This is a genomic window from Mycobacterium sp. NGS18, assembly GCF_059813185.1.
Genome location: NZ_JCALEC010000003.1, coordinates 301,234 through 323,619, shown reverse-complemented (window position 1 = coordinate 323,619; position 22,386 = coordinate 301,234). Strand labels below are relative to the sequence as shown.

General features: G+C 68.0%; 21 protein-coding genes. 9 read left to right on the top strand and 12 right to left on the bottom strand.

The features are described 5' to 3' along the window. Positions 1-3: 3 nt before the first annotated feature. Together treY and treZ are read left to right on the top strand one after the other, a co-directional pair. Positions 4-2,301 (top strand): malto-oligosyltrehalose synthase, encoded by a 2,298-nt coding sequence (gene treY, locus AC5Y31_RS08000; RefSeq protein ID WP_499979478.1) that lies wholly within the window; start codon positions 4-6, stop codon positions 2,299-2,301. Next, complete coding sequence (treZ, locus tag AC5Y31_RS07995) at positions 2,294-4,015, top strand: malto-oligosyltrehalose trehalohydrolase (protein WP_499979476.1); 1,722 nt, start codon at positions 2,294-2,296, stop codon at positions 4,013-4,015. Before treY ends, treZ begins: the two co-directional genes overlap by 8 nt. A gap of 14 nt (positions 4,016-4,029) precedes the next feature. On the opposite strand, the gene AC5Y31_RS07990 is transcribed toward treZ, so the two are convergent. The 3 genes from AC5Y31_RS07990 to AC5Y31_RS07980 form a co-directional block, all read right to left on the bottom strand. Beyond that, positions 4,030-4,245 carry a hypothetical protein gene (locus AC5Y31_RS07990; protein ID WP_065024749.1) on the bottom strand — a complete coding sequence of 72 codons (216 nt, stop codon included), beginning with the start codon at positions 4,243-4,245 and terminating at the stop codon, positions 4,030-4,032. A gap of 118 nt (positions 4,246-4,363) precedes the next feature. Next, positions 4,364-4,921: a hypothetical protein gene (locus AC5Y31_RS07985; RefSeq protein WP_499979474.1), complete on the bottom strand. Its 558-nt coding sequence runs from the start codon at positions 4,919-4,921 to the stop codon at positions 4,364-4,366. Between the two features lie 23 nt (positions 4,922-4,944). Beyond that, positions 4,945-6,033: a 2Fe-2S iron-sulfur cluster-binding protein gene (locus AC5Y31_RS07980; protein WP_499979743.1), complete on the bottom strand. Its 1,089-nt coding sequence runs from the start codon at positions 6,031-6,033 to the stop codon at positions 4,945-4,947. Between the two features lie 172 nt (positions 6,034-6,205). Between AC5Y31_RS07980 and hsaA the strand changes: the two genes are divergently transcribed. From hsaA to hsaB, 3 genes are read left to right on the top strand one after another with little or no spacing between them, the layout of a single operon-like run. After that, positions 6,206-7,396 carry a 3-hydroxy-9,10-secoandrosta-1,3,5(10)-triene-9,17-dione monooxygenase oxygenase subunit gene (gene hsaA, locus AC5Y31_RS07975; protein WP_499979472.1) on the top strand — a complete coding sequence of 397 codons (1,191 nt, stop codon included), beginning with the start codon at positions 6,206-6,208 and terminating at the stop codon, positions 7,394-7,396. Positions 7,397-7,412: 16 nt separating this feature from the next. After that, positions 7,413-8,315 (top strand): iron-dependent extradiol dioxygenase HsaC, encoded by a 903-nt coding sequence (gene hsaC / locus AC5Y31_RS07970; protein WP_499979470.1) that lies wholly within the window; start codon positions 7,413-7,415, stop codon positions 8,313-8,315. Positions 8,316-8,344: 29 nt separating this feature from the next. Further along, entirely contained in the window at positions 8,345-8,896 is a 552-nt protein-coding gene (hsaB, locus tag AC5Y31_RS07965; protein WP_207511680.1) for a 3-hydroxy-9,10-secoandrosta-1,3,5(10)-triene-9,17-dione monooxygenase reductase subunit, read from the top strand. 79 nt (positions 8,897-8,975) lie between these two features. Here hsaB and AC5Y31_RS07960 read toward each other — a convergent pair whose 3' ends face one another. The 9 genes from AC5Y31_RS07960 to fadD3 form a co-directional block, all read right to left on the bottom strand. Beyond that, the gene (locus AC5Y31_RS07960) at positions 8,976-10,220 is read right to left on the bottom strand and encodes a hypothetical protein (RefSeq protein WP_499979468.1); all 1,245 of its coding nucleotides are present in this window, start codon (positions 10,218-10,220) and stop codon (positions 8,976-8,978) included. Positions 10,221-10,227: 7 nt separating this feature from the next. Next, positions 10,228-10,623 carry a heme-binding protein gene (locus AC5Y31_RS07955; protein ID WP_064856151.1) on the bottom strand — a complete coding sequence of 132 codons (396 nt, stop codon included), beginning with the start codon at positions 10,621-10,623 and terminating at the stop codon, positions 10,228-10,230. Positions 10,624-10,662: 39 nt separating this feature from the next. Next, positions 10,663-11,829, bottom strand: coding sequence for a pyridoxal phosphate-dependent aminotransferase (locus AC5Y31_RS07950; protein WP_499979465.1), 1,167 nt, complete (start codon positions 11,827-11,829; stop codon positions 10,663-10,665). Next, on the bottom strand, positions 11,826-12,965 hold the full coding sequence (locus AC5Y31_RS07945; protein ID WP_499979741.1) for an alpha/beta hydrolase family protein: 1,140 nt from the start codon (positions 12,963-12,965) through the stop codon (positions 11,826-11,828). The genes AC5Y31_RS07950 and AC5Y31_RS07945 overlap by 4 nt, the downstream gene beginning before the upstream one ends. Before the next feature lie 62 nt (positions 12,966-13,027). Next, positions 13,028-14,014, bottom strand: coding sequence for a linear amide C-N hydrolase (locus AC5Y31_RS07940; protein ID WP_499979463.1), 987 nt, complete (start codon positions 14,012-14,014; stop codon positions 13,028-13,030). Positions 14,015-14,034: 20 nt separating this feature from the next. Further along, positions 14,035-14,994 carry an acyl-CoA dehydrogenase IpdE2 gene (gene ipdE2, locus AC5Y31_RS07935; protein ID WP_499979462.1) on the bottom strand — a complete coding sequence of 320 codons (960 nt, stop codon included), beginning with the start codon at positions 14,992-14,994 and terminating at the stop codon, positions 14,035-14,037. Next, a complete protein-coding gene (locus AC5Y31_RS07930) occupies positions 14,995-15,951 on the bottom strand; it encodes an acyl-CoA dehydrogenase family protein (protein WP_499979460.1) in 957 nt (318 codons plus the stop codon). It abuts the gene before it with no gap. Next, positions 15,948-17,081 (bottom strand): acyl-CoA dehydrogenase family protein, encoded by a 1,134-nt coding sequence (locus AC5Y31_RS07925; RefSeq protein ID WP_499979456.1) that lies wholly within the window; start codon positions 17,079-17,081, stop codon positions 15,948-15,950. Before AC5Y31_RS07925 ends, AC5Y31_RS07930 begins: the two co-directional genes overlap by 4 nt. Continuing rightward, positions 17,082-18,608 carry a 3-((3aS,4S,7aS)-7a-methyl-1,5-dioxo-octahydro-1H-inden-4-yl)propanoate--CoA ligase FadD3 gene (fadD3, locus tag AC5Y31_RS07920; RefSeq protein WP_499979454.1) on the bottom strand — a complete coding sequence of 509 codons (1,527 nt, stop codon included), beginning with the start codon at positions 18,606-18,608 and terminating at the stop codon, positions 17,082-17,084. 62 nt (positions 18,609-18,670) lie between these two features. On the opposite strand from fadD3, the gene ipdE1 reads away from it, so the two are divergent. Genes ipdE1 through fadA6 form a run of 4 tightly spaced genes read left to right on the top strand, consistent with a single transcriptional unit; the run spans position 18,671 to position 22,364 of the window. Beyond that, positions 18,671-19,819 carry an acyl-CoA dehydrogenase IpdE1 gene (gene ipdE1 / locus AC5Y31_RS07915; RefSeq protein ID WP_499979452.1) on the top strand — a complete coding sequence of 383 codons (1,149 nt, stop codon included), beginning with the start codon at positions 18,671-18,673 and terminating at the stop codon, positions 19,817-19,819. After that, the gene (ipdF, locus tag AC5Y31_RS07910; RefSeq protein WP_499979449.1) at positions 19,816-20,616 is read left to right on the top strand and encodes a (5R,7aS)-5-hydroxy-7a-methyl-1-oxo-2,3,5,6,7,7a-hexahydro-1H-indene-carboxyl-CoA reductase; all 801 of its coding nucleotides are present in this window, start codon (positions 19,816-19,818) and stop codon (positions 20,614-20,616) included. The genes ipdE1 and ipdF overlap by 4 nt, the downstream gene beginning before the upstream one ends. Positions 20,617-20,620: 4 nt before the next feature. Beyond that, positions 20,621-21,208 (top strand): TetR family transcriptional regulator KstR2, encoded by a 588-nt coding sequence (gene kstR2 / locus AC5Y31_RS07905; protein WP_499979448.1) that lies wholly within the window; start codon positions 20,621-20,623, stop codon positions 21,206-21,208. A gap of 1 nt (position 21,209) precedes the next feature. Then, positions 21,210-22,364, top strand: coding sequence for a steroid 3-ketoacyl-CoA thiolase FadA6 (fadA6, locus tag AC5Y31_RS07900; protein ID WP_499979737.1), 1,155 nt, complete (start codon positions 21,210-21,212; stop codon positions 22,362-22,364). Positions 22,365-22,386 lie beyond the last annotated feature (22 nt).

Sequence of the window (22,386 nt, the reverse complement as noted above, 5' to 3'; positions counted from 1 at the left end):
GCGATGGCGCGTCCGGTGCTGTCCACCTACCGCTTGCAGCTGCATGGCGGTGAAAGCGGTTTCGCGTTCACCTTCGCCGACGCCGAGCAGCTACTGGACTATTTCGACGAACTCGGTGTCTCGCACCTGTATCTCTCACCGATCATGACCCCGGTCAGCGGATCGGCGCACGGTTACGACGTCGTGGATCCGACCACGGTGTCTGCTGAATTGGGCGGGCCGCAGGGTCTGGCCCGGCTGTCAGCGGCAGCGCAGGCCCGCGGCATGGGTCTGATCGTCGACATCGTGCCCAATCACGTCGGCGTGGCAAAACCGGAGCAGAACCCGTGGTGGTGGGACGTGCTGAGGCAGGGGAGATCCTCGCCGTATGCGGCGTTCTTCGACATCGACTGGGAGCTCGGTGACGGCCGAATCATCCTGCCGGTACTGGGGTCCGACGCCGACGTCGCCGACCTGGCCGTCGACGGCGAGGTGCTGCGATTGGGCGATCTGGTTTTTCCGATCGCCGGCGGAACCGGCGTCGGCAGCGGGGCGCAGGTCCACGACCGCCAGCACTATCGACTGGTCGGGTGGCGTACCGGCACTTGTGGATACCGGCGCTTCTTTTCGATCACGTCGCTGGCGGGCCTGCGGCAAGAGGATCGGACAGTGTTCGATGCCTGGCACGCCGAGCTGTCTCGCTGGCTCGACACCGGGCTCGTCGACGGCGTGCGGGTCGATCACCCGGACGGGCTGTCGGATCCCGGTGGGTACCTGCAATGGCTGCGTGCGCTGGTGGGACCGGACGCCTGGATCGTGGTGGAAAAGATTCTTGCCGTGGACGAGTCGCTGGAACCGACCCTGCCGGTAGCGGGCTCCACCGGCTACGACGTGCTGCGGGAAATCGGCGGGCTGTTCATCGACCCCAACGGTGAGCCGGCCTTGACCGAGCTGTTCGAAACCGCCGGTGTCGATTACCGCGCGATGCCGACATTGGTGGTCGAACAGAAGGAGTTCGCGGCGTCGGCGACGTTGGGTAGCGAGCTGGCGCGGTTGCGCCGCTGTGTGGTGAGCACCACCGGCGTCGACCATCCGCTGCTGGCCGACGCCCTCGTGGCGCTGCTCGGTCAGGTCGGTGTTTATCGCAGCGACTACCCGGGCCTGGCGGCGAGACTGTCGGTGGCGCTGGCCGAAACTCAGTCGCAGCGACCGGAACTCGGTGAACCGCTTCAACTGGTCGCGGCCGCGATCGCCGGCGGCGGGGAATGCGCGGTCCGGTTGCAACAATTGTGCGGGGCGGTGACGGCCAAGGCGATCGAAGACTGCCTGTTCTACCGCGACGCGCGGTTGGTCTCGCTCAACGAAGTCGGCGGTGATCCGCAGTGTTTCGGGGTGGGGGCGGCCGAGTTTCATGATCGGGCCGCTACCCGGGCGCGGCGCTGGCCGCATACGATGACCACCCTGTCCACCCACGACACCAAACGCGGCGAGGACGTGCGGGCCCGCATCGGGGTGCTGTCGCAGGTGCCGTCGCTGTGGGCCGAATTCGTCGCCCGTTGGGAGGCCGTTGTCCCATCGCCGGATCTGGCGACCGGGCTCTTTCTGTGGCAGAACGTTTTCGGGGTATGGCCGGTCGACGGCCAGGTGAGCACCGCACTGCGCGAGCGACTGCACGCCTACGCCGAAAAGGCCGTTCGCGAGGCGGCCCGGCTCACCTCATGGCACGACCCCGACACCGAGTTCGAGGCGGCGGTGCACCGCTGGCTCGATGACGTACTCGATGGGCCCATCGCGCAGCAGCTGACCGAACTCGTCGCCGAACTTGCTCCGCACATCGACAGCGACATCCTGGGCCAGAAGCTGTTGGCGTTGACCGTTCCCGGCGTTCCGGATGTGTATCAGGGCACCGAACTCTACGACGACAGCCTGGTCGACCCGGACAACCGGCGGGAAGTTGACTACGCCGCGCGCCGCGAGGCGCTCAAGGCGTTGCACCACCCGAAAATGCGGGTGGTCGCCGCGGCGCTGCGAATGCGGCGAGCGCGTCCCGACACCTTCCTGCACGGCGGCTATCACCCCGTGCTGGCGTCGGGCCCGGCCGCCGAACACGTCGTTGCGTTTCGCCGGGGCGCGGACGTGGTGGTGGCGGTAAGCCGTTGGACGGTGCGCCTGCCCGAGGAGCGATGGCGCGACACCGACATTGCGCTGCCACCCGGCACGTGGGCCGACGCCCTCTCCGGCTCCCGGCACCGCGGGCCGGCCCCGGCCGGCGAAGTGTTCTCCGAGCTCCCGGTCGCGCTGTTGGAGCGGGTCGATGACTGATTTCGCGGTCTGGGCGCCCAACCCCGCCGTCGTCGGCCTCGATATCGACGGGGTCACCTACCCGATGACCAAAGCAGACGGCGGCTGGTGGCAGACGAGTGTGGAGGCGCCGCCTGATGCCCGCTACGGGTATCTGATCGACGACGACCCGCAGGTGCTGCCGGATCCGCGGTCTGCGCGCCAACCCGACGGCGTGCACGCCCGCTCGGCGTTGTGGGATGCGGCCGGCCTGACCTGGACCGACGACGACTGGGCCGGGCGAAAGGTCGAAGGTGCGGTGATCTACGAGTTGCACATCGGCACCTTCACTGCGGCCGGCACCTTCGACTCCGCCATCGAGAAGCTGGATCATTTGGTCGATCTCGGCGTCGACTTCGTCGAACTGATGCCGGTCAACGCCTTCTCCGGAACACACGGCTGGGGATACGACGGTGTGCTGTGGTACGCGGTGCATGAGCCCTACGGCGGCCCGGATGGCTTGGCGCGCTTGGTCGATGCCTGCCACGGCCGCGGCCTGGGCGTGCTGATCGACGCCGTTTTCAACCACTTCGGCCCGTCCGGCAATTACCTGCCCCGCTTCGGGCCGTACCTGTCGGAGGCACGCAACCCGTGGGGCGACGCCATCAACATCGACGGCGCCGACTCCGACGAAGTACGCCGCTACATCATCGACTGCGCGCTGCGTTGGATGCGGGTCTTCCACGTCGACGGGCTACGACTGGATGCCGTGCACGCGCTGGTGGACACCACCGCGATCCATATCCTCGAAGAGCTGGCCGCTGAAACCGACGCGCTGGCGGCCCAATTGGGCCGTCCGCTGGCGCTGATCGCCGAAAGCGACCGCAACGATCCCCGGACCATCTCCCGTCGCGAAGACGGCGGCTACGGGATCACCGCGCAATGGGACGACGATATCCACCACGCCATCCATACCGCCGTCTCCGGGGAGCGCCAAGGCTACTACGCCGACTTCGGCAGCCTCGCCACGCTGGCAACCACGTTGCGGCACGGGTTTTTCCATGCGGGCACCTATTCGTCGTTTCGCCGCCGGCGGCATGGTCGGCCGCTGCCGGACTCGCAGATTCCGGCGACCCGGCTGCTGGCCTACACCTGCACCCATGATCAGATCGGCAACCGGGCCCTGGGCGACCGGCCGTCGCAGAACTTGTCCGCCGGACAGCTCGCGGTCAAAGCCGCACTCGCACTCCTTTCCCCGTACACCGCAATGCTTTTCATGGGCGAAGAATGGGGCGCCCTGACCCCGTTCCAGTTTTTCACCTCGCATGAGGACCCGCAGGTGGCGCAAGCCACCGCCGAAGGCCGCAAAGCCGAGTTCGCCGAGCACGGCTGGGACGCCGAGGAGATCCCGGACCCGCAGGACCCCGAAACCTTCCAGCGCTCCAAGCTGGACTGGGACGAGGTCGACGGGCAAGGCCATGCGCACCTGCTCGACTTCTACAAAGCACTGATCAGGCTGCGCGGGCATGCCGAGCTGGCCGATCCCTGCCTGAGCCACCTCGAGGTCGACTATGACGAGGATCAGCATTGGATCGCCATGCGCCGCGGGCGAATCACGGTCGTCGGCAACCTGAACGAGGATGCGGTAGTCGTGCCGGTGCGCGGAGAGCTGCTACTGGCCTGGGGAGTACCGACATTCGAGAACGACACCACCCGGCTGCCGGGACACTCGGTCGCGGTGCTGCAGACGGCGTGACTGCCCGTCCAGCCTCAGGTGCTGCGGTGCCGCAGATGGGCTCCGGTGCGGTGGATCGGAACCTTCTCGCCCGGGTGGATGTGCTTCTTGAACGGCATCACTTCGTAGCTGGTGGCGGCCGAGGTCTTCGCCTGCTTCGCCACGCCCACGATGCGGCCTTCGAGGTCGCTTGCCGACCGGTAGTTGAAGTAGACGGCGTCCCCTACTTTGAAGTCATCGCCGGCCGTCATCGCGCTCCTCCCGTCGTCGGTTTCTCGGCGAGCGTGCAACCAGCGCGGATTTTTCGCGAAAATCTCGCACTGCGTACACATTCGGCGGGTAGCCCCGGGCGAACCCGCGTAAACCCGGCTAAAACACCGTCTGGGCGCAGGTGGCCGGCGTGGTCAGGTTGACCCCGCTGTAGACCACCTGGATGTGGGTGCACACGATCACGTTGGCGTCGGTCTTGGGCCGGCCGGTGGAGTACTCCAGGACGTCGATGCTGCCGTTGGTCTGGTATTTCTCCGGCGGGCCTTCGCCGTAGTACATCGATTGGATCACCGCACCGGTGCCGTCCTTGAACACCTTGGTTCCCGGCCCGCCGCGGTCCTTGAACCAGCCCTCACCGCCGTCGGTGTGCACGTCGAGGTATGCCGTGCGCTTCGAGGAGCGGATCTCGGTGCTCTGACGGGCCCACAGGTCGGGCGGGAAGCCGGCCAACCCCTCCGGGGTCTGCAGCCGCACCCCGACGGTGAAACGACACAGCGGCGGGGCGGCGCAGTCCACCCAACTGTGGGTCTGCAGCTGATCGAACTCGTTGACCGGCATCAGACTGGTCTTGGTGTCACTTGCCGCCGAGGAGATCGCGGGCGGGATCAGCGCGGCCAGCAGCGTCAACGCCGCCGGCATCATCAGCAACCGCTTCATGTCGCACCAACCTAGACCCGAGATCACTCGTCGTAGGTTACTTCCACCGAATCCGTCTCGGGATGGGCCTGGCAGGCCAGGATCAGCCCCTCGGCCAGGTCTTGGGGCTCGAGCACATCGTTGACCTCCATGCTGACCTTGCCGTTCTTCAAGACGCAGGCGCAGGCGCCGCAGTGCCCCTCCCGGCAGGAGAACGGGGCGTCGAGGCCCTTGTCGAGCAGCAGGTCCAGCAGCTTGACGTGGCGCGGCCAGGCCACCTCATGGGTCTCGCCGTCCAGCTCGACGGTGACGGTGGCCGGTGGGGCTTCCTCCGCGCCCTCCGGCGCATCGGCGATCGTGACCGCGGCGAACGGGTCGCTGTCCAGCGACTTGAACACCTCGAGATGAACCTGCCCGGCGGGGACTTTCAACGCCTCCAGGGCGTCCCGCGACGCCTGCATGAACGGGCCCGGGCCGCAGATGAAGGCCTGGCGGTCGGTGTAGGGGGCGGCCAGCTGGGTCAGTGCGGCGGGACTGGGCAAGCCCTGCAGCGACTCCAACCAGTGCACGACGGTCAGCCGATCGGGGTACTTGACGGCCAACTCGCGCAGCACGGCGCCGAAGATCACCGACCGTTCATCGCGGTTGGCGTAGATCAGCGTCACCTTGCCGCTGCCCTGCGACAGCGCTGATTTGCAGATCGCCATCATCGGGGTGATGCCGCTGCCGGCGGCCAGCAGCAGGAAGTCGGTGTCCAGCGACTTGGGCACGAAGGTGCCCGACGGCGCCAGCACGTGCACCCGCATCCCGGGCTTCGCGTGGTCGCACAGCCAGTTCGACGCGTAGCCGTCCGCGGTCCGTTTGACGGTCACGGTCAGCGAGTCGTCGGTGAACGGGGAACTGCACAACGAGTAGCACCGGGCCACCGAGCCGGTGCGCTCGCTGGGGATCCGCAGCGTCAGGAACTGCCCCGGCGAGTACTTCAGCCGCGTCGCGGGGATCTCCGGATCGTCGGGCCCATCGGGCACCCCGAACACCAGCGAACACGCGTCGTCGGTTTCGGCGACGACTTGCATGATCTGCAATTCCAGGACGTGACTACCCAGTGGTTCGTCCGGAATGGTCTCCGCCACAGCCCGCCCTTCATCTTCGGTCATAACTAGAACAGGTTACAGAAAACCGGTCCGGGATCGCTACCAGCCGCAGGAACACCCCGCTCGACACAAATCGGAACGTGTTCTAATCTCAGTCTAGGCTGGTTGAAAAAACGGGCCGCTAACCTGCTCACTCCTGGGAGGCAATCTAGTGACGTCCATTCAACAGCGTGACGCGCAGTCGGTGCTCACCGCCATCGACGACCTGCTTCCGCAGTTGCGCGAACGCGCCCAGGAAACCGAGGACCTGCGCAAGATTCCCGACGCCAACATCAAGGCGCTCGAGGAGATCGGCTTCTTCACGCTGTTGCAGCCCGAGCAGTGGGGCGGCCTGCAGTGCGACCCCGCGGTGTTCTACGAGGCGGTCCGCCGCATCGCCAGCGCGTGTGGCTCCACCGGCTGGGTGGCCTCCATCATCGGCGTGCACAACTGGCACCTGGCGCTGTTCGACCAGCAGGCCCAGGAAGAGGTGTGGGGCGAGGACCCCCATGTGCGGGTGTCGTCCTCGTATGCCCCGATGGGCGCCGGTGTGGTGACCGAGAACGCCGACGGCTACATCGTCAACGGGTCCTGGAACTGGTCGTCGGGTTGTGACCACGCCACCTGGGCGTTTTTGGGCGGCCCGGTCATCAAGGACGGCAAGCCGGTGGACTTCGGCAGCTTCTTGATCCCGCGCAGCGAGTACACCATCGACGACGTCTGGCATGTGGTCGGCTTGCGCGGCACCGGCAGCAACACCGTCGTGGTCAAGGACGTCTTCGTGCCGCGGCACCGTTTCCTGTCCTACAAGGCGATGAACGACCAGACCGCCGGCGGCTACGCCACCAACACCGCGCCGGTCTACAAGATGCCCTGGGGCACCATGCACCCGACCACGATCTCGGCCCCGATCATGGGCATGGCCTACGGCGCCTACGCCGCGCACGTCGAGCACCAGGGCAAGCGGGTCCGGGCGGCGTTCGCCGGGGAGAAGGCCAAGGACGACCCGTTCGCCAAGGTCCGGATCGCCGAGGCGGCCAGTGACATCGACGCCGGTTGGCGGCAGCTGATCGGCAACGTCGCCGACGAGTACGCCCTGCTGGCGGCCGGCCAGGAGGTGCCGTTCGACCTGCGGGCCCGGGCGCGGCGCGACCAGGTGCGCGCCACCGGTCGGGCGATCGCCTCCATCGACCGGCTGTTCGAGGCGGCCGGCGCGACTGCACTGTCCAACGACGCTCCGGTGCAGCGGTTCTGGCGCGACGCGCACGCCGGCCGGGTGCACGCCGCCAACGACCCGGAGCGGGCGTACATGATCTTCGGCAATCACGAGTTCGGGTTGCCGCCCGGCGACACAATGGTCTGATCTGGAGGGAGCACCGATGAGTATCCGTTCGCTGGGGTATCTGCGGATCCAGGCCACCGACATGGCGGCCTGGCGAGAGTTCGGCCTCAAGGTTCTCGGCATGGTCGAGGGTCAGGGCACCACCGAGGGTGCGCTGTACCTGCGGATGGACGACTTCCCCGCCCGGCTGGTGGTCGTGCCCGGCGACACCGACCGGCTGCTGTCGTCCGGCTGGGAGTGCGCCAACGCCGCGGGGCTGGCCGAGGTCCGGCAGCGCCTGGAGGCCGAGGGCACGCCCTACAAGGAGGGCACCGCAGCCGAACTGGCCGAGCGCAGCGTCGTCGAGATGATCACCTTCGACGACCCCTCCGGCAACACGCTGGAGGCCTTCCATGGTGTGGCCCTGCAGCACCGTCGGGTGGTCAGCCCCTACGGGCACCGGTTCGTCACCGAGGAGCAGGGCCTGGGCCATGTGGTGCTGTCGACCAAGGACGACGCCGAGGCGCTGCACTTCTACCGCGACGTGCTGGGCTTCCGGCTGCGCGACTCGATGCGGCTGCCCCCGCAGATGGTGGGCCGCCCGGCCGACGGCGACCCGGCGTGGCTGCGGTTCTTCGGCTGCAACCCGCGCCACCACAGCCTGGCGTTCCTGCCGATGCCCACCCCGACCGGCATCGTGCACCTGATGGTCGAGGTGGGGGAGGCCGACGACGTCGGGCTCTGCCTGGACCGGGCCTACCGCCGCAAGGTGCCGATGGCCGCCACCCTGGGCCGGCACGTCAACGACAAGATGTTGTCGTTCTACATGAAGTCGCCCAGCGGTTTTCAGATCGAATTCGGTTGCGAAGGGCTGGAAGTCGACGACGAGGACTGGGTGGCCCGGGAGAGCACCGCGGTCAGCCTGTGGGGGCATGACTTCACGGTGGGCATCGAGAAATAGTGGGCTCCGAACCGACCGACGAACTTCCGATCGACCCGCGCGCGTTCCGCAACGTCCTCGGTCAGTTCTGTACGGGGATCACGATCATCACCACCGTCCACGACGGTGCGCCGATCGGGTTCGCCTGCCAGTCGTTCGCCGCGTTGTCGCTGGACCCGCCGCTGGTGCTGTTCTGCCCGACCAAGATGTCGCGGTCCTGGCAGGCCATCGAGGCCAGCGGAACGTTCTGCGTCAACATCCTGGCCGAGGAACAGAAGGACGTCTGCGCCCGATTCGGCTCCCGTGAACCGGACAAGTTCGCCGGGGTCGACTGGAAACCCTCCCCGCTGGGCTCGCCGATCCTGGCCCGGTCGCTGGCCCACATCGACTGCACGGTCGCCTCGGTGCACGACGGCGGCGATCACTTCGTGGTTTTCGGTGCGGTGCAATCGCTTTCCGATGTCCCCGAGGTGAAGCCCCGGCCGCTGCTGTTCTACCGCGGCGACTACACCGGTATCGAGCCGGAGAAGACCACGCCGGCGCAGTGGCGTGATGACCTGGAGGCGTTTTTGACCGCCACCACCGACGACACCTGGCTGTAGGTTCTTTCTTTCCCGCGAGCAGTCGCGAAAGCCCCCAAATCGACCTGATTTTGGGGGCTTTCGCGACTCCTCGCCGGTCTTAATGCCAGCGTTGCTGATGTTCGGCGTGGGTGCGCAGGTACGCACCCGGGCCGTAGAACTCGTCGTAGAAGTCGGTGTCGAGGTGCTGGGCCTGCAGGTACATCAACACGTGCACGGTCGGTACGGTGCCGGGCAGCTTGCCGAAGGTGTCGTAGATGTAGGACGCCTGCAGGGTGACCAGTTCGGCGATACCGTCCGGGGGCAGCGCCGAGCTGCGCACCCGAGGCGTATCCGACCAGGGCCCCGGGGTGTCGGGGTGGGATGGCCCGCCGGGACCGAACTTTCGGGCCACCAGCTTGTCCACCCCCTCGGCGACCGACGCCACATGCGGCGGGCTGAGCGTCTCGAAATGGCCGGGCAGCCCGGTGACGTTGGGGAACGGCCAGCGCGGATCGTCGTCGGCGACGAAGCCGAACGCGCGCAGCACCGATACCCGGTCCAGCCCGTCGAAGATCCAGCCGCCCAAGCCCATCGCCTGCAACCCCAGCGCCCCATTGTGGGCGGCGATGGACAGCTCGGCGCTGGCCTCGGTCAGACTGTACTGCTCCACGAACGACAGCGGGATCGGGTCATCCGCGTGCGCCAAATGCGAAAAGGCTTGCAGGCCAGGGATATCACGGCCGTTGATGTCGTCGGTGATGCGGTAGCCGTTGGCCGCGAAGAACCACAGGTTCTCCAGCAGATGCTCGGCCAGATCGGCCACGGCGAACGCCAGCAGGCTGCCTGGATGGTTGCCGATCCAGGTGTTGTGGCCCTCCATGTAGGGCTCCTCGCGAGGAAGCTCCAAGCGAGAATCCGACAGCCGCACACAGGAATCCGCGGTGTGGCTGATCCAATCCTCGATGGTGTCGAGCTGCCGCGGTTGCTGGTCGCGGGTAGGTAGCAGATAGCAACCGGTGTCGTCGGTGAAGAACAGCTGACTGGTGTGAAAGCCCGCCGCCGACGGCATTGCCCGGCCGGTGGCGCTGCCGGGATAATTGGGCAGCGCCGGGGCGTATCCGGGATGGTGCGCGATGCCGTCGTGCCAGCCGGTGACCCCGGCCATCAGCGACAGCAGCAGCGCCCGTTCCACCTCCGAGAGCGGCTGCACCGGCCGCCGGCTGGTGTAGGCCAGCGCGCCGGCCGGAATGGCGCCGCCGACCGGGAACCGCCGGGACCGGCGTCCGGTGATCGCGGCGAACAGGCCGAAGCCGGCGGCTTGGGCCAGCGCGGCCCGTTCGTGGTCGCTGATCGCCAGGCCCATGGCGGATCTACTTGCTGACGGTCTCCAGCAGCATGGCCAACTGGGTCGGGGAGACCGCGATGCCGCACTGGTTCTTCAGGTCGGTCAGCGGTGCGGCGATGCCCTGCAGGGTCGACAGCTGGTCGAGGTGGCCGATGAAGTAGCCCTGCACCGAGGACTTGGCCTGGTCCGCGGGCATGGTGGCCGCGGCGGTCAGCACGTCGTTGGCCTCCGGGTGGTCGTTGAGGAAGCCACCGGCCTGGCTCAGCACGCCGCTGGCGGTGGTGCTCAAGCCGGCAGCGGTGCAAGGCGCCGGCGCGGCGTCGGCCGGCGCGGTGGTTCCGGTCGTGGAGGCGGCCACCGCGCCGAGGATGCCGACGGCTGCCGCGCCGATCGCCAGGCGAGAAGTCGTGGTTGTGCGCATTGCTGTGGTCCCTTCGGTCGGTCGAGCTTGTGAGTAAACCTACCGGAGTGCCAGCCACCCGCCGATTCGATGCAACGCTTCGGAGATATCGGCGGTCGGGCCGGCGAACGACAACCGGACGAACGTGTTGCCGCGCTCGGTGTCGAAGTCGACCCCCGGCGCCAGCGCGACACCGGTGTCGGCGAGCAATCGTGCGCAGAACGCCAGCGAGTCGTCGGTGTACTGACCGACATCGGCGTAGACGTAGAACGCCCCGTCGGTCGGCGCCAGCTTCTCGATGCCCAGGCCTCGCAGCCCGCCCAACAGCAGCTCCCGGTTGGCGGCGTAGTGGCGCAGGTGGCCGTCGGATTCGGCGATCGCCGCAGGCGTGAAGGCGGCGACCGCCGCGTACTGGGCCAGCACCGGCGGGCAGATGGTGAAGTTGCCGGTCAGCCGGTCCACCGCGCGCCGCAGCGCCGGCGGCACCAGCAGCCAGCCCAGCCGCCAGCCGGTCATCGCGAAGTACTTGGAGAAGCTGTTGGCTACCACCGCGTTGCGGGAGGTCTGCCAGGCGCAGCTGGTCTGCGGGGCGCCGTCATAGACCAGGCCGTGGTAGACCTCGTCGCTGATCAGCCGCACACCGGCGTCGTCGCACCAGCGGGCGATCGCGGCCAGCTCTTGCGGCTCCAGGACGGTCCCGGTTGGGTTGGCCGGGCTGGCTACGATCACCCCGGCCAGCGGCCCGGGGATCTCGGCCAGCGCTGCCGCGGTGGGCTGGAAGCGGGTCTCCGGTCCGCACGGGATCTCGACCACCTCGCAGCCCAGCGCGGTCAGAATGTTGCGGTAACACGGGTAGCCGGGGCTGGCGATCGCCACCCGGTCCCCGACGTCGAAGCAGGCCAGAAACGCCAGCAGGAAGCCGCCCGACGAGCCGGTGGTCACCACCACGTCGTCGGGGTCGACGGTCAAGCCGTAGCGATCCTGATACGAGCCGGCGATGGCCGAGCGCAGCTCCGGGATGCCCAGCGCGACGGTGTAGCCGAGCTGGTTGGCCTGCAGAGCCTCGGCGGCAGCAGCGCGCACCGGTGCCGGCGCCCCGACGCTGGGCTGCCCGGCGGACAGGTTCACCAGGTCGCCGTGGCTGCGCTGGCGCTGCGCGGCGGCCAGCCACACATCCATCACGTGGAACGGGGGGATGCCGGCGCGCAGCGCGACACGATCGGTCATGGGCTTTCCTCCGTCATGGCGCGGTGCAAAAAGCGGGTGGAGTCGGGCATCGAGGCGATCACGGTGCCGGAATGGTCCTGATCGGGGTACAGGTGCAACTCCACGTCCTGATGATGGTCGAGCAGTTGCTGGTAGAGGGTCTGGGTGGACAGCGGCGGCACGTCGGTGTCCAGCATGCCCTGGCCCAAGAAGATCGGCCGGTCGTAGCCGTCGACCGGAGTGCCCATGAACGCCTCCAGGGCGCTGGCGATGCCCGGCAGGGTGTCGATCGGGGCACTGAACAAGTCGTTGACGGTTGTACCGGCTGCCTGCTGATCCAGTGCGGGTTTACACAGGTCCTGCGCCATGTCGGCCAGCTCCCGTCCCCGCGGGGTCAGCACCTGATCGATTCCCAGGTCGGGGCGGGCCTCCCGCAGGGCGGCCAGAATGTAGGAGGCGTAGCTGATGGCCGACGGCGGCGTCGGACGGGGCGGCAGATCGGGACCGGCCGCAAGGACCACCCGTTCGATGTTGGCCGGGGTGCCGGTGGCCACCACGCCGCGATAGTCGAGCCCACTATCGCCGGTCAATCGATCGGCCCACCAGGCGCTGTTCACCGCCGCGCCGCCACCCTGGGACTGACCCACGATCGCCCATTTCGGGGACAGCGGCAGGTCCATCTGGTGCACGGCCTGCACCGAGTCGACCACCGAATGCGCCTCGGCGACGCTGTTGAGGTAGATCATCAGCCCGGGGGTGCCCAAGCCCGCGTAGTCGGTGCCGACGACCAGGTAGCCCTGGTCGAGCCAGTGCGACAGGTACTGGTCGTCGCGGGGGCTGCGCGGCAGCGCCGACGGGGTGCAGTCGTCCCCGAGACCGACGGTGCCGTGCGCCCAGGCGATCACCGGCCAGCCTCCGGCCGGTGCCGCGCCGCGCGGCACGAACACCGCCGCGGTGCTCACCGCCGGCCGATCGTGCTGATCGACGGTGGCATACAGGATGCGAAATGCGTTGGCGGCGCCGGTCACCGACAGTGCTGGATCAAGCGGTACCGAGGTGATCAAGCCCCCTGCGGCGGGGATGCTGCCGGCATAGGCGCGCGCGTCCAGTCCCGACCACTGGGGCACCGGTTCCGCGACGGCCGGTGCGGCCAGCATCACGGTGGCCAGACCTACCGACAGCGCGGCGCCGGCCAGCCGCCGAGCGTGGCGAACCGACCTCACGTGTCCATGCCGAGAAAGGAGAACGGTTCGGCGACAACGAAGTCCGCTGAGGTCTCACCGGCGAAGACGTTGCTGTCATCGGAGCCGAGGTCGAGCTTGCGCACCGCGGCCCCCTGCGCGAAGTCGAGCTTCTTCAGGTCCACCCAGAACACGTTGGGCGTCAGGGCGGATTCGAAGCAGTACAGCCTGCGGGTGTGGTGGGCGACGGTGCGCCAGCGGGTCGAGGAGATATTGGGCTCGTCGGGAGTGGAGATGCCGAACGGCACCGACACGTTGCGCACCACACTGAGCACCGACGCGAGCGCGATCTTCGGATCCTCGGACTTGGGTATCGCGTTGACGTAGAACGAGGCCCGCGCGAACCGGTCGGCTGCCCGGTTGGTCCCGGGCAGCATGACGGTGCCGCCGAGCTGCTCCCAGTAGGCGTTGACCGCGAGCTGCTGGTCGAAGGTCGGCGAATTCGTCATCACCTGATAGTCGCGGCTGTGGTGGATGACCTGTTTGCCGCCAACGTATTCCACGATCGCACTGTCGCCGTCGGCGTCCGACATCGACAGGTGCAGGGTCGCCAGGCGGTCCTCACCGGGGACGCCGTCGGTGACCACGACGAAGGGTTCGGTGCTCAAGGCGGCGACGGCCTCGGCCACGGTGGCGAAGTTGTCCAGGACATACTGTGCCCAGGCTGCGATCGACAGCGCGGGCCGGGAATCGTCGTAGCGGGGGTACTCCGATTCGGCCAGCCACAGTAGGTTGGCCGACAGGCCGGCTTCGTTCAGGCCGTCGGTGGTGCAGATGTCGTAGCCGGTGGCGACCACGCTGCCGTACTTCGCCGTCCATTCAATGGAGTTCGGCCCGGCCTGCCCGGTCCGCTGCATTCCGCGCGGTAGCGCCCAGAGATTGGTCGCCAGATCCAGCTTCCAGTCCATCGAGCGTCCGGTGATGATGTTGCCGTTGGGGCCCAGGTAAACCAATCGGGTACACACGTGTCCACCGTACGGGAGTTCTAGAACACCTCGGCTTCTAACCGGCGCAGGTGCTCGGCGGGCCGACCGAGCAGCTGCGAACTACCGTGCGCACGTTTGAAATACAGCTGGATATCGCTTTCCCAGGTGATCGCGATGCCGCCGTGCAGCTGCACCGCCTCGCCGGCTACCTTGGAGAACGCCTCGCTGGCAACGACTCTGGCCAGTGCTGCCGAGGACGGCGACGGTGCGGTCTCGGCTTCTTGGATGGCGTCCTCGACGACGGCGCGAGCAGCAGAGACCGCCACATACAGGTCGGCCATCCGGTGCTTGAGCGCCTGGAAGCTGCCGATCGGCCGGCCGAACTGCACGCGGTCCTTGGTGTATTGCACGGTCAACTCCAGACACCGGCTGGCCGCGCCGACCTGCTCGGCGGCCAGCAGGATCGCGGCGTAGTCGGCGATGCCGGGGTCGGTTCCGATCTGCTGAGTCTGCTCGGCGGTGATCCGGCCCAGTCGGCGGGTGGGGTCCATGGTGGCTGCCGGCTCGGTGCTGAAGTTGGTCCAGCGGGTGAGCCGGCTGCCGTCGGTGCCGACGACGATATCGGCGACATCACCGTTGACGGTGTATGCGTCATCGAAGACGACCGCGCCGATGGCCTCACCGGCCGCCAGCTGCTCCAGCGTGTCGCCGTCGGGTTCCGGCGCGGCCAGCAGCGCCAGCTCGGCCAGGACGGTACCCAGCAGCGGCGTGGGTACCAGCGCCTTACCGAGCTCCTCGAGAACGACTGCGGCATCACCCAACTGGCCGCCGGCCCCACCGAGCTCTTCGGGCACCACCAAGGCGGCGGCACCGACCTGCTCGCACAGCAGCTGCCACAGCGTCGCGTCGTAGCCGCGTTCGGACTCCATCGCCGTCCGGACCGCTTCGGGTCCGGCATGCTTGTCGACCAGCGCGGCGACGGTCTGGCGCAGCAGGTCGCGTTCTTCGTTGTGGGCCACTTAGATCGCCTCCAACACTCGCCGCCGATGGGCGGTCGCATCACCCCAGGCCGGGCGCAGGGCCTGCACCCGCAGCAGCCACAGCGACAGGTCGCATTCACTGGTGAAGCCGATCGCGCCGTGGGTCTGCAATGCGGAATGGGCGGCGAGCAATGCCGCATCACTGGCGGCTACCTTGGCGGCGCTCACGTCTCGGGCGGTGTCAGCCGAGTCGTCAGCCAGCGAGAGCGCGGCCCCGTACACCAGCGGGCGGGCCAGCTCGATCGCGATGTGCACGTCGGCCAGCTTGTGCTTGATCGCCTGGTAGCCGCCGATCACCCGGCCGAACTGGGTGCGCTGCTTGGCGTAGTCGACGGCCGTATTGAGCATGGCCTGCCCGGCGCCGATCAGCTGTGCCGCGGTGGCCAGCGCCCCGACCTCGTAGGCGCGGGCGGTGTCGGCGTCCCAGGATTCGCCGGTCGCGGTGACGTCGAAGACGCCGCGGCTCGGGTCCACCGAGGCGTGTCGGGTACCGGCCTGGGCCTGGTTGACCTTGCCGGCCTCGGCCAGCAGAACGAGGTCGGCGGTCTCGGCGTCCACGGCCCGCGGGGTGTGCGGGGGCAGCGCCACGGTGGTGATCAGCTCACCGGCGGCCAATGCCGCTAGCCGCTCGGCCTGACCGGCCAGCAGCACCGGCGCCACCGCAATCGATTCCACCACCGGCCCCGGCACACACCAGCGGCCCAGCGCCTCCATGGCCAGAACCAGATCCACCGGGTGGGCGCCGATGCCGTCGTACTCCTCCGGCACCGCCAAGGCGGTGACGCCGAGTTCGGACAGCTGGTTCCATACCCGCTTGCCGGCCGCCGTGTCACCGGTCGACCAGGCGCGCACCGCGCCGGGGACATCGGCGGCACCGAGGGCGGCGTCGATGCTGGCCGCGAAGTCGCGCTGTTCTTGGTCTAGATCGAATTTCACTTCTTCTCCCGGGGCAGGCCCAGCAGCCGCTCGGCGATGATATTGCGCTGAATCTCGTTGGTGCCGGCGTAGATCGGCCCGCCGAGTGCGAACAGGTAGCCGTGGGTCCAGGCGTCGGCCAGCTCGCCGTCGGCGCCGCGGATATCCAAGCCGGTCTGGTGCAGCGCGACGTCCAGGTCCGACCAGAACACCTTGGTCACCGACGACTCCGCGCCCAGCTCACCGCCGGCGGCCAGCCGGGTCACGGTGCCGAACGTCTGCAATCGGTAGGCCTGCGCCTTGATCCAGGCGTCGGCCACCCGGTCGGTGAACACCGGGTCGCTGCCGTGCTCGCGCCAGAGCCCGGCCAGTTTCTCGGCACCCACCAAAAAGCGGGCCGGGCTGCGCAGGCTCATCCCGCGCTCGTTGCTCGAGGTACTCATCGCGGCGCGCCAGCCCTCGTTCGGCTCGCCGATCACGTCGTTGTCAGGCACGAACACGTCGTCGAGGAAGATCTCGCCGAAACCGGTCTCCCCGCCGAGCTGCTCGATGGCCCGCACGGTGATCCCGTCGGCTTTGAGGTCGAACATGAAGTAGGTCAGCCCGTGATGGCGCTGCGCTTCCGGGTCGGAGCGGAACAGCCCGAAGCCGCGCTCACCGAACGGGGCGCGCGAACTCCAGATCTTCTGCCCGTTGAGCTTCCAGCCGCCCTCGACCTTGGTGGCCGTCGAGCGCAGCGACGCCAGGTCGCTGCCGGACTCCGGCTCCGACCAGGCCTGCGCCCAGATCTCTTCGCCCGACGCCATTTTCGGCAGAATCCGGTCCAGTTGCTCTTGCGTGCCGTGCGCGAACAGCGTCGGCGCCAGCATCGAGGTGCCGTTGGCGCTGGCCCGGCCGGGCGCGCCGGCGCGGAAGTACTCCTCCTCGTACACCACCCACTGCAGCAGGCTGGCGTCGCGCCCGCCGTACTTCTTCGGCCAGGCGATCACCGACAGGCCGGCGTCGTAAAGCACCTTGTCCCACCGACGGTGCTGCTCGAAGCCCTCGGCGGTGTCGTAGGACTCAGTCGGGAACTTGTCGGAGTTCGCCGCCAGGAAGTCGCGGACCTCCAAGCGGAACTCTTCGACCTCGGCATCCAGGTTCAGGTCCATTCAGGCCCACTCTCTCAACTCATGCTTGACCACCTTGCCGCCGGGATTACGCGGCAGGGAGTCGGCGAAGGTCACCGATCGCGGCGCTTTGAAATTCGCCAGATGTTCACGGGCGTAGCCGATTACGGTCTGCTCGTCCAACTCCGCCCCGGGCCGGCGCACGATGAACGCCCGGCCCACTTCGCCGAGACGCTCGTCGGGCACCCCGATCACCGCCACGTCGGCAACCCCGTCGAGCCGAGCCAGCGCCTGCTCGATCTCGGCCGGGTAGACGTTGAAGCCGCCGGAGATGTACATGTCCTTGAGCCGGTCGGTGATACGCAGGTTCCCGGCCTCGTCGAGGGTGCCGACGTCGCCGGTGTGCAGCCAGCCGTCGCCGTCGATGGCCGCGGCGGTGGCGTCGGCGTCGTCGAGGTAGCCGAGCATGATGTTGGCGCTGCGCAGCAGCACCTCCCCGGACTCGCCGATGCGCAGCTCGAAGTCGGCGATCGGGCGCCCGCAGGTGGTAGCCACGGTGACGGCGTCGTCGTCGGCGCGGCACATGGTGGCGAACCCGCCGGACTCGGTCAGCCCGTAGGCGGTGAGCACGATGTCGATGTCGAGCTCGGTCTGCATCCGCTCGATCAGCACCACCGGGACAGTGGCGGCCCCGGTGACCGCGAACCGCAGCGAACTCAGGTCATGGCGGTTGCGATCGGGGTGGTCCAGCAGGGTCTGGTAGATCGTCGGCGGCCCGGGCAGCACGGTGATCTGGTGCTCGGCGATGGCGCGCAGCGCACCGGCCGGGTCGAAGGTCAGCTGCGGGATCAGCGTGGCCCCGGTCTGCAGGCAGGCCAGGATCCCGGCCTTGTAGCCGAAGTTGTGGAAGAACGGATTGATGCACAGGTAGCGGTCCTGCGCGGTCATCTGCCCGCACGCCGCCCACGCCGCCGGACCGGCCAGCGACTGCCGATGCGCGCAGAGCACGCCTTTGCTGCGGCCGGTGGTGCCCGAGGTGAACAGGATGTCGGACAGGTCGTCGGGGCCGACAGCTGCCGCCCGCGCGTCGATCTCGCCGTCGGTTATCGAGGAACCGGCGGCGATGAACTCGTCCCAGGTCCCGTCTTGCGAGTCGATCGGTATCCGGACGACGTGCTCGAGCGCCGGCAACGCTGCACGGTCGAGTTCGGCGAGCCGGTCGGCCTTGAGGAAGCGGCCCATCCCGAGCAGGACCTTGGCTTCGCTGCGGGCCAGGATGTCGGTGGCCTCCGAGGCGGTGTAGCGGGTGTTCAGCGGCACCAGCACGCCACCGGCGTAGTGCGTACCCAGGCAGGCGATCACCCAGTGCCAGGTGTTGGGCGACCACAGCGCGACCCGGTCGCCGGGTGCCACGCCGTGCGCGATGAGCGCGGCGGCGGCGCGGCGCACCTGCTGGCGCAGTTCGGCGTAGGTGAACCGGGTGTCGTCGGCGATCAGTGCGTCATGGTCGGGGAGTGCACGGGCAATGTGGTCCAGGGCCGCAGGCGTCGTCTGCGGGTGGCTGGACATGGGACTCCCTGAAGTCGAAAGGCTCGTAGCCGAGCAAGTGCTTGGTAGGTTAGCCTACAGGGGTGCAAGCAGTCGAGGAGTTCCGGGCTGAGGTCCGCGCATGGCTGGACGACAACCTGGTCGGGGAGTTCGCCAAGCTCAAGGGCCTCGGCGGTCCCGGTCGCGAACACGAGGCGTTCGAAGAGCGGATGGCGTGGAATCGCCATCTCGCCGACGCCGGGCTGACCTGCCTGGGCTGGCCGGTGGAGCACGGCGGGCGCGGCCTGTCGGTGGCGCACCGGGTGGCCTTCTACGAGGAGTACGCGCGCGCCGACGCGCCCGACAAGGTCAACCATCTCGGCGAGGAGCTGCTCGGCCCGACGCTGATCGCGTTCGGCACGCCCGAACAGCAGCAGCGCTTTCTGCCGGGCATCCGCAACGTCACCGAGCTGTGGTGTCAGGGCTACTCGGAGCCCGGCGCCGGTTCCGACCTGGCCAATGTGGCCACCACCGCCGTCCTGGAGGACGGCAAGTGGAAGATCAACGGCCAGAAGGTGTGGACCTCGCTGGCGCACCTGTCGCAATGGTGCTTTGTGGTGGCCCGCACCGAAAAGGGCTCCAAACGGCACAACGGACTGTCGTATCTGCTGGTGCCACTGGACCAGCCCGGCGTCGAGATCCGCCCGATCGTGCAGCTGACCGGCACCTCGGAGTTCAACGAGGTGTTCTTCGACGACGCGGTCACCGACGCCGACCTGGTGGTCGGGGAGCCCGGTGACGGGTGGAAGGTGGCGATGGGCACGCTCACCTTCGAGCGCGGCGTGTCCACCCTGGGCCAGCAGATCCGTTATGCGCGTGAGCTTTCCGCGCTTGCCGAGCTCGCGCAGCGCAACGGCGCCGCCGAGGACCCGCTGATCCGTGAGCGGCTGACCCGGGCGTGGGTGGGCTTGCGGGCCATGCGGTCGTATGCGCTGGCCACCATGGATGTCGAGCAACCCGGCCAGGACAACGTTTCGAAGCTGTTGTGGGCCAACTGGCATCGTGACCTGGGCGAGCTCGCCATGGACGTGATCGGGCGCGACTCGATGGTGCTCGCCGACGGCGAGTTCGACGAGTGGCAGCGGCTCTACCTGTTCACCCGCTCGGACACCATCTACGGCGGGTCGAACGAGATTCAGCGCAACATCATCGCCGAGCGGGTTCTCGGCCTACCCCGGGAGGCAAAGGGATGAGCTCGGTTTCGGATCTGTCCAAGGCGCCGGAAGAGATCGCCGGACACGGCCTGCTGAAGGGTAAGACGGTGCTGGTGACCGCGGCCGCCGGCACCGGGATCGGCTCCACCACCGCCCGGCGTGCGCTGCTCGAAGGCGCCGACGTCATCGTCTCCGACTACCACGAGCGCCGGCTTTCCGGGACCCGCGACGAACTGGCCGGCCTCGGGCTGGGCCGGGTGGAGGCGGTGGTCTGCGATGTCACCTCCACCGCCGCGGTCGACGCGCTGTTCGAAGCCGCCGTGGCGAAGATGGGCCGGCTCGATGTGCTGGTCAACAACGCCGGGTTGGGCGGGCAGACCCCGGTGATCGACATGACCGACGACGAGTGGGACCGCGTCCTGAACGTGACGCTCAACTCGGTGATGCGGGCGACCCGGGCGGCGTTGCGCTACTTCCGCGACGTCGAGCACGGCGGGGTGATCGTCAACAACGCCAGTGTGTTGGGTTGGCGCGCACAGCATTCCCAGTCGCACTATGCCGCGGCCAAGGCCGGCGTGATGGCCCTGACCCGGTGCAGCGCGATCGAGGCCGTCGAGTACGGGGTGCGGATCAACGCCGTCTCACCGTCGATCGCCCGGCACAAGTTCCTGGAGAAGACCAGTTCGGCCGAGCTGCTGGACCGGCTTGCCGACGGCGAGGCGTTCGGCCGGGCCGCCGAGCCGTGGGAGATCGCCACCACCATCGCGTTCCTGGCCAGCGACTACTCCAGCTACCTGACCGGCGAAATCATCTCGGTTTCCAGCCAGCGCGCCTGATGCCATGACGCGCCGTGACGAACTTCTGAACCTGGCTGCGGCGATGATCGCCGAGCGTGGCCTGCGCGCCACCACCGTGCGCGACATCGCCGACGCCGCCGGGATCCTGTCCGGCAGTCTGTATCACCATTTCTCCTCCAAGGAGGAGATGGTCGACGAGGTGCTGCGCGACTTCCTCGATTGGCTGTTCGAGCGCTACCAGCAGATCATCGACACCGAGTCCGATCCGCTGGCGCGCCTCAAAGGGCTGTTCCTGGCGTCGTTCGATGCGATCGAGCACCGGCACGCCCAGGTCGTCATCTATCAGGACGAAGCCAAGCGACTGTCGGCGCAGGATCGCTTCGCCTACGTCGACGAACGCAACCGTCAGCAGCGCAAGATGTGGATCGACGTGCTGCAGCAGGGCGTCGAGGCGGGATGCTTCCGGCCCGACCTCGACGTCGACCTGGTCTACCGTTTTATCCGCGACACCACCTGGGTTTCGGTGCGCTGGTATCAACCGGGCGGACCGCTCACCGCCGAACAGGTCGGCAGACAATACCTCGCCATCGTGCTGGGTGGAATCAGTGAAGGAGTAAATCGAGATGGCTGAAATCTCACAGGCTTACGTCATCGACGCGGGCCGCACCGCGGTCGGCAAGCGCAACGGGTCGCTGGCCGGTGTGCACCCGGTCGACCTAGGCGCGCTGGCGTTCCGCGGACTCCTGGACCGGGTCGGCGTCGACCCCGCGGCCGTCGACGACGTGATCGTGGGTTGCGTCGATGCGATCGGGGGCCAGGCCGGCAACATCGGCCGGCTGGCGTGGCTGGCCGCCGGCTACCCCGAAGGGGTTCCCGGCGTCACCGTCGACCGGCAGTGCGGTTCCAGTCAGCAGGCGATCTCGTTCGGCGCGCAGGCCATCATGTCCCGGACGGCGGATCTGATCCTGGCCGGCGGCGTACAGAACATGAGCTGGGTGCCGATCTCGTCGGCGATGATCGTCGGTGAGCAGTTCGGCTTCACCTCGCCGACCAATGAGTCCAAGAAGTGGCTGGAACGCTATGGCGACCAGGAGATCTCCCAGTTCCGTGGCGCCGAGATGATCGCCGAGAAGTGGGACCTGTCCCGCGAGGAAATGGAACGCTTCGCGCTGCAGAGCCACGAACGGGCGTTCACCGCCATCCGCGAGGGCCGCTTTGACAAGGAGATCATTCCGGTGGGCGATTTCCGCGTCGACGAGGGACCCCGGGAATCCACCCTCGAGAAGATGGCCGGGTTGAAGCCGCTGGTCGAAGGCGGCCGGCTCACCGCCGCACTGGCCAGCCAGATCTCCGATGGGGCCAGCGCGGTGCTGCTGGCCTCAGAAAGCGCAGTGCAGGCGCACGGCTTGACCCCGCGTGCCCGCATCCACCACATCAGTGCCCGGGGCGACGACCCGGTGTTCATGTTGACCGGCCCGATCCCGGCCACCCGCTACGCGCTGGAGAAGACCGGGCTGAGCATCGACGACATCGATGTCGTCGAGATCAACGAGGCGTTCGCGCCGGTGGTGCAGGCCTGGATGAAGGAGTTCCCGATCGACCCGGCCAAGGTCAACCCCAACGGCGGGGCGATCGCGCTGGGGCATCCGCTGGGGGCTACCGGCGCCAAACTGTTCACCACCATGCTGCACGAACTCGAGCGCACCGGCGGCCGGTACGGATTGCAGACAATGTGTGAGGGCGGCGGCACGGCCAACGTGACTATCATTGAACGGTTAGGCAGCTAAACTACTTCGCCATGGGCGGAAT

What these genes read in the sequence shown, in the direction of transcription:
- AC5Y31_RS07925 (WP_499979456.1), bottom strand. Translation starts at nt 17,081, where the DNA reads ATGGACCTGAACCTGGATGCCGAGGTCGAAGAGTTCCGCTTGGAGGTC.
- AC5Y31_RS07960 (WP_499979468.1), bottom strand. Translation starts at nt 10,220, where the DNA reads ATGGGCCTGGCGATCAGCGACCACGAACGGGCCGCGCTGGCCCAAGCC.
- AC5Y31_RS07985 (WP_499979474.1), bottom strand. Translation starts at nt 4,921, where the DNA reads ATGAAGCGGTTGCTGATGATGCCGGCGGCGTTGACGCTGCTGGCCGCG.
- AC5Y31_RS07945 (WP_499979741.1), bottom strand. Translation starts at nt 12,965, where the DNA reads ATGCTGGCCGCACCGGCCGTCGCGGAACCGGTGCCCCAGTGGTCGGGA.
- AC5Y31_RS07990 (WP_065024749.1), bottom strand. Translation starts at nt 4,245, where the DNA reads ATGACGGCCGGCGATGACTTCAAAGTAGGGGACGCCGTCTACTTCAAC.
- AC5Y31_RS07955 (WP_064856151.1), bottom strand. Translation starts at nt 10,623, where the DNA reads ATGCGCACAACCACGACTTCTCGCCTGGCGATCGGCGCGGCAGCCGTC.
- treZ (WP_499979476.1), top strand. Translation starts at nt 2,294, where the DNA reads ATGACTGATTTCGCGGTCTGGGCGCCCAACCCCGCCGTCGTCGGCCTC.
- AC5Y31_RS07950 (WP_499979465.1), bottom strand. Translation starts at nt 11,829, where the DNA reads ATGACCGATCGTGTCGCGCTGCGCGCCGGCATCCCCCCGTTCCACGTG.
- treY (WP_499979478.1), top strand. Translation starts at nt 4, where the DNA reads ATGGCGCGTCCGGTGCTGTCCACCTACCGCTTGCAGCTGCATGGCGGT.
- ipdF (WP_499979449.1), top strand. Translation starts at nt 19,816, where the DNA reads ATGAGCTCGGTTTCGGATCTGTCCAAGGCGCCGGAAGAGATCGCCGGA.
- hsaC (WP_499979470.1), top strand. Translation starts at nt 7,413, where the DNA reads ATGAGTATCCGTTCGCTGGGGTATCTGCGGATCCAGGCCACCGACATG.
- fadD3 (WP_499979454.1), bottom strand. Translation starts at nt 18,608, where the DNA reads ATGTCCAGCCACCCGCAGACGACGCCTGCGGCCCTGGACCACATTGCC.
- kstR2 (WP_499979448.1), top strand. Translation starts at nt 20,621, where the DNA reads ATGACGCGCCGTGACGAACTTCTGAACCTGGCTGCGGCGATGATCGCC.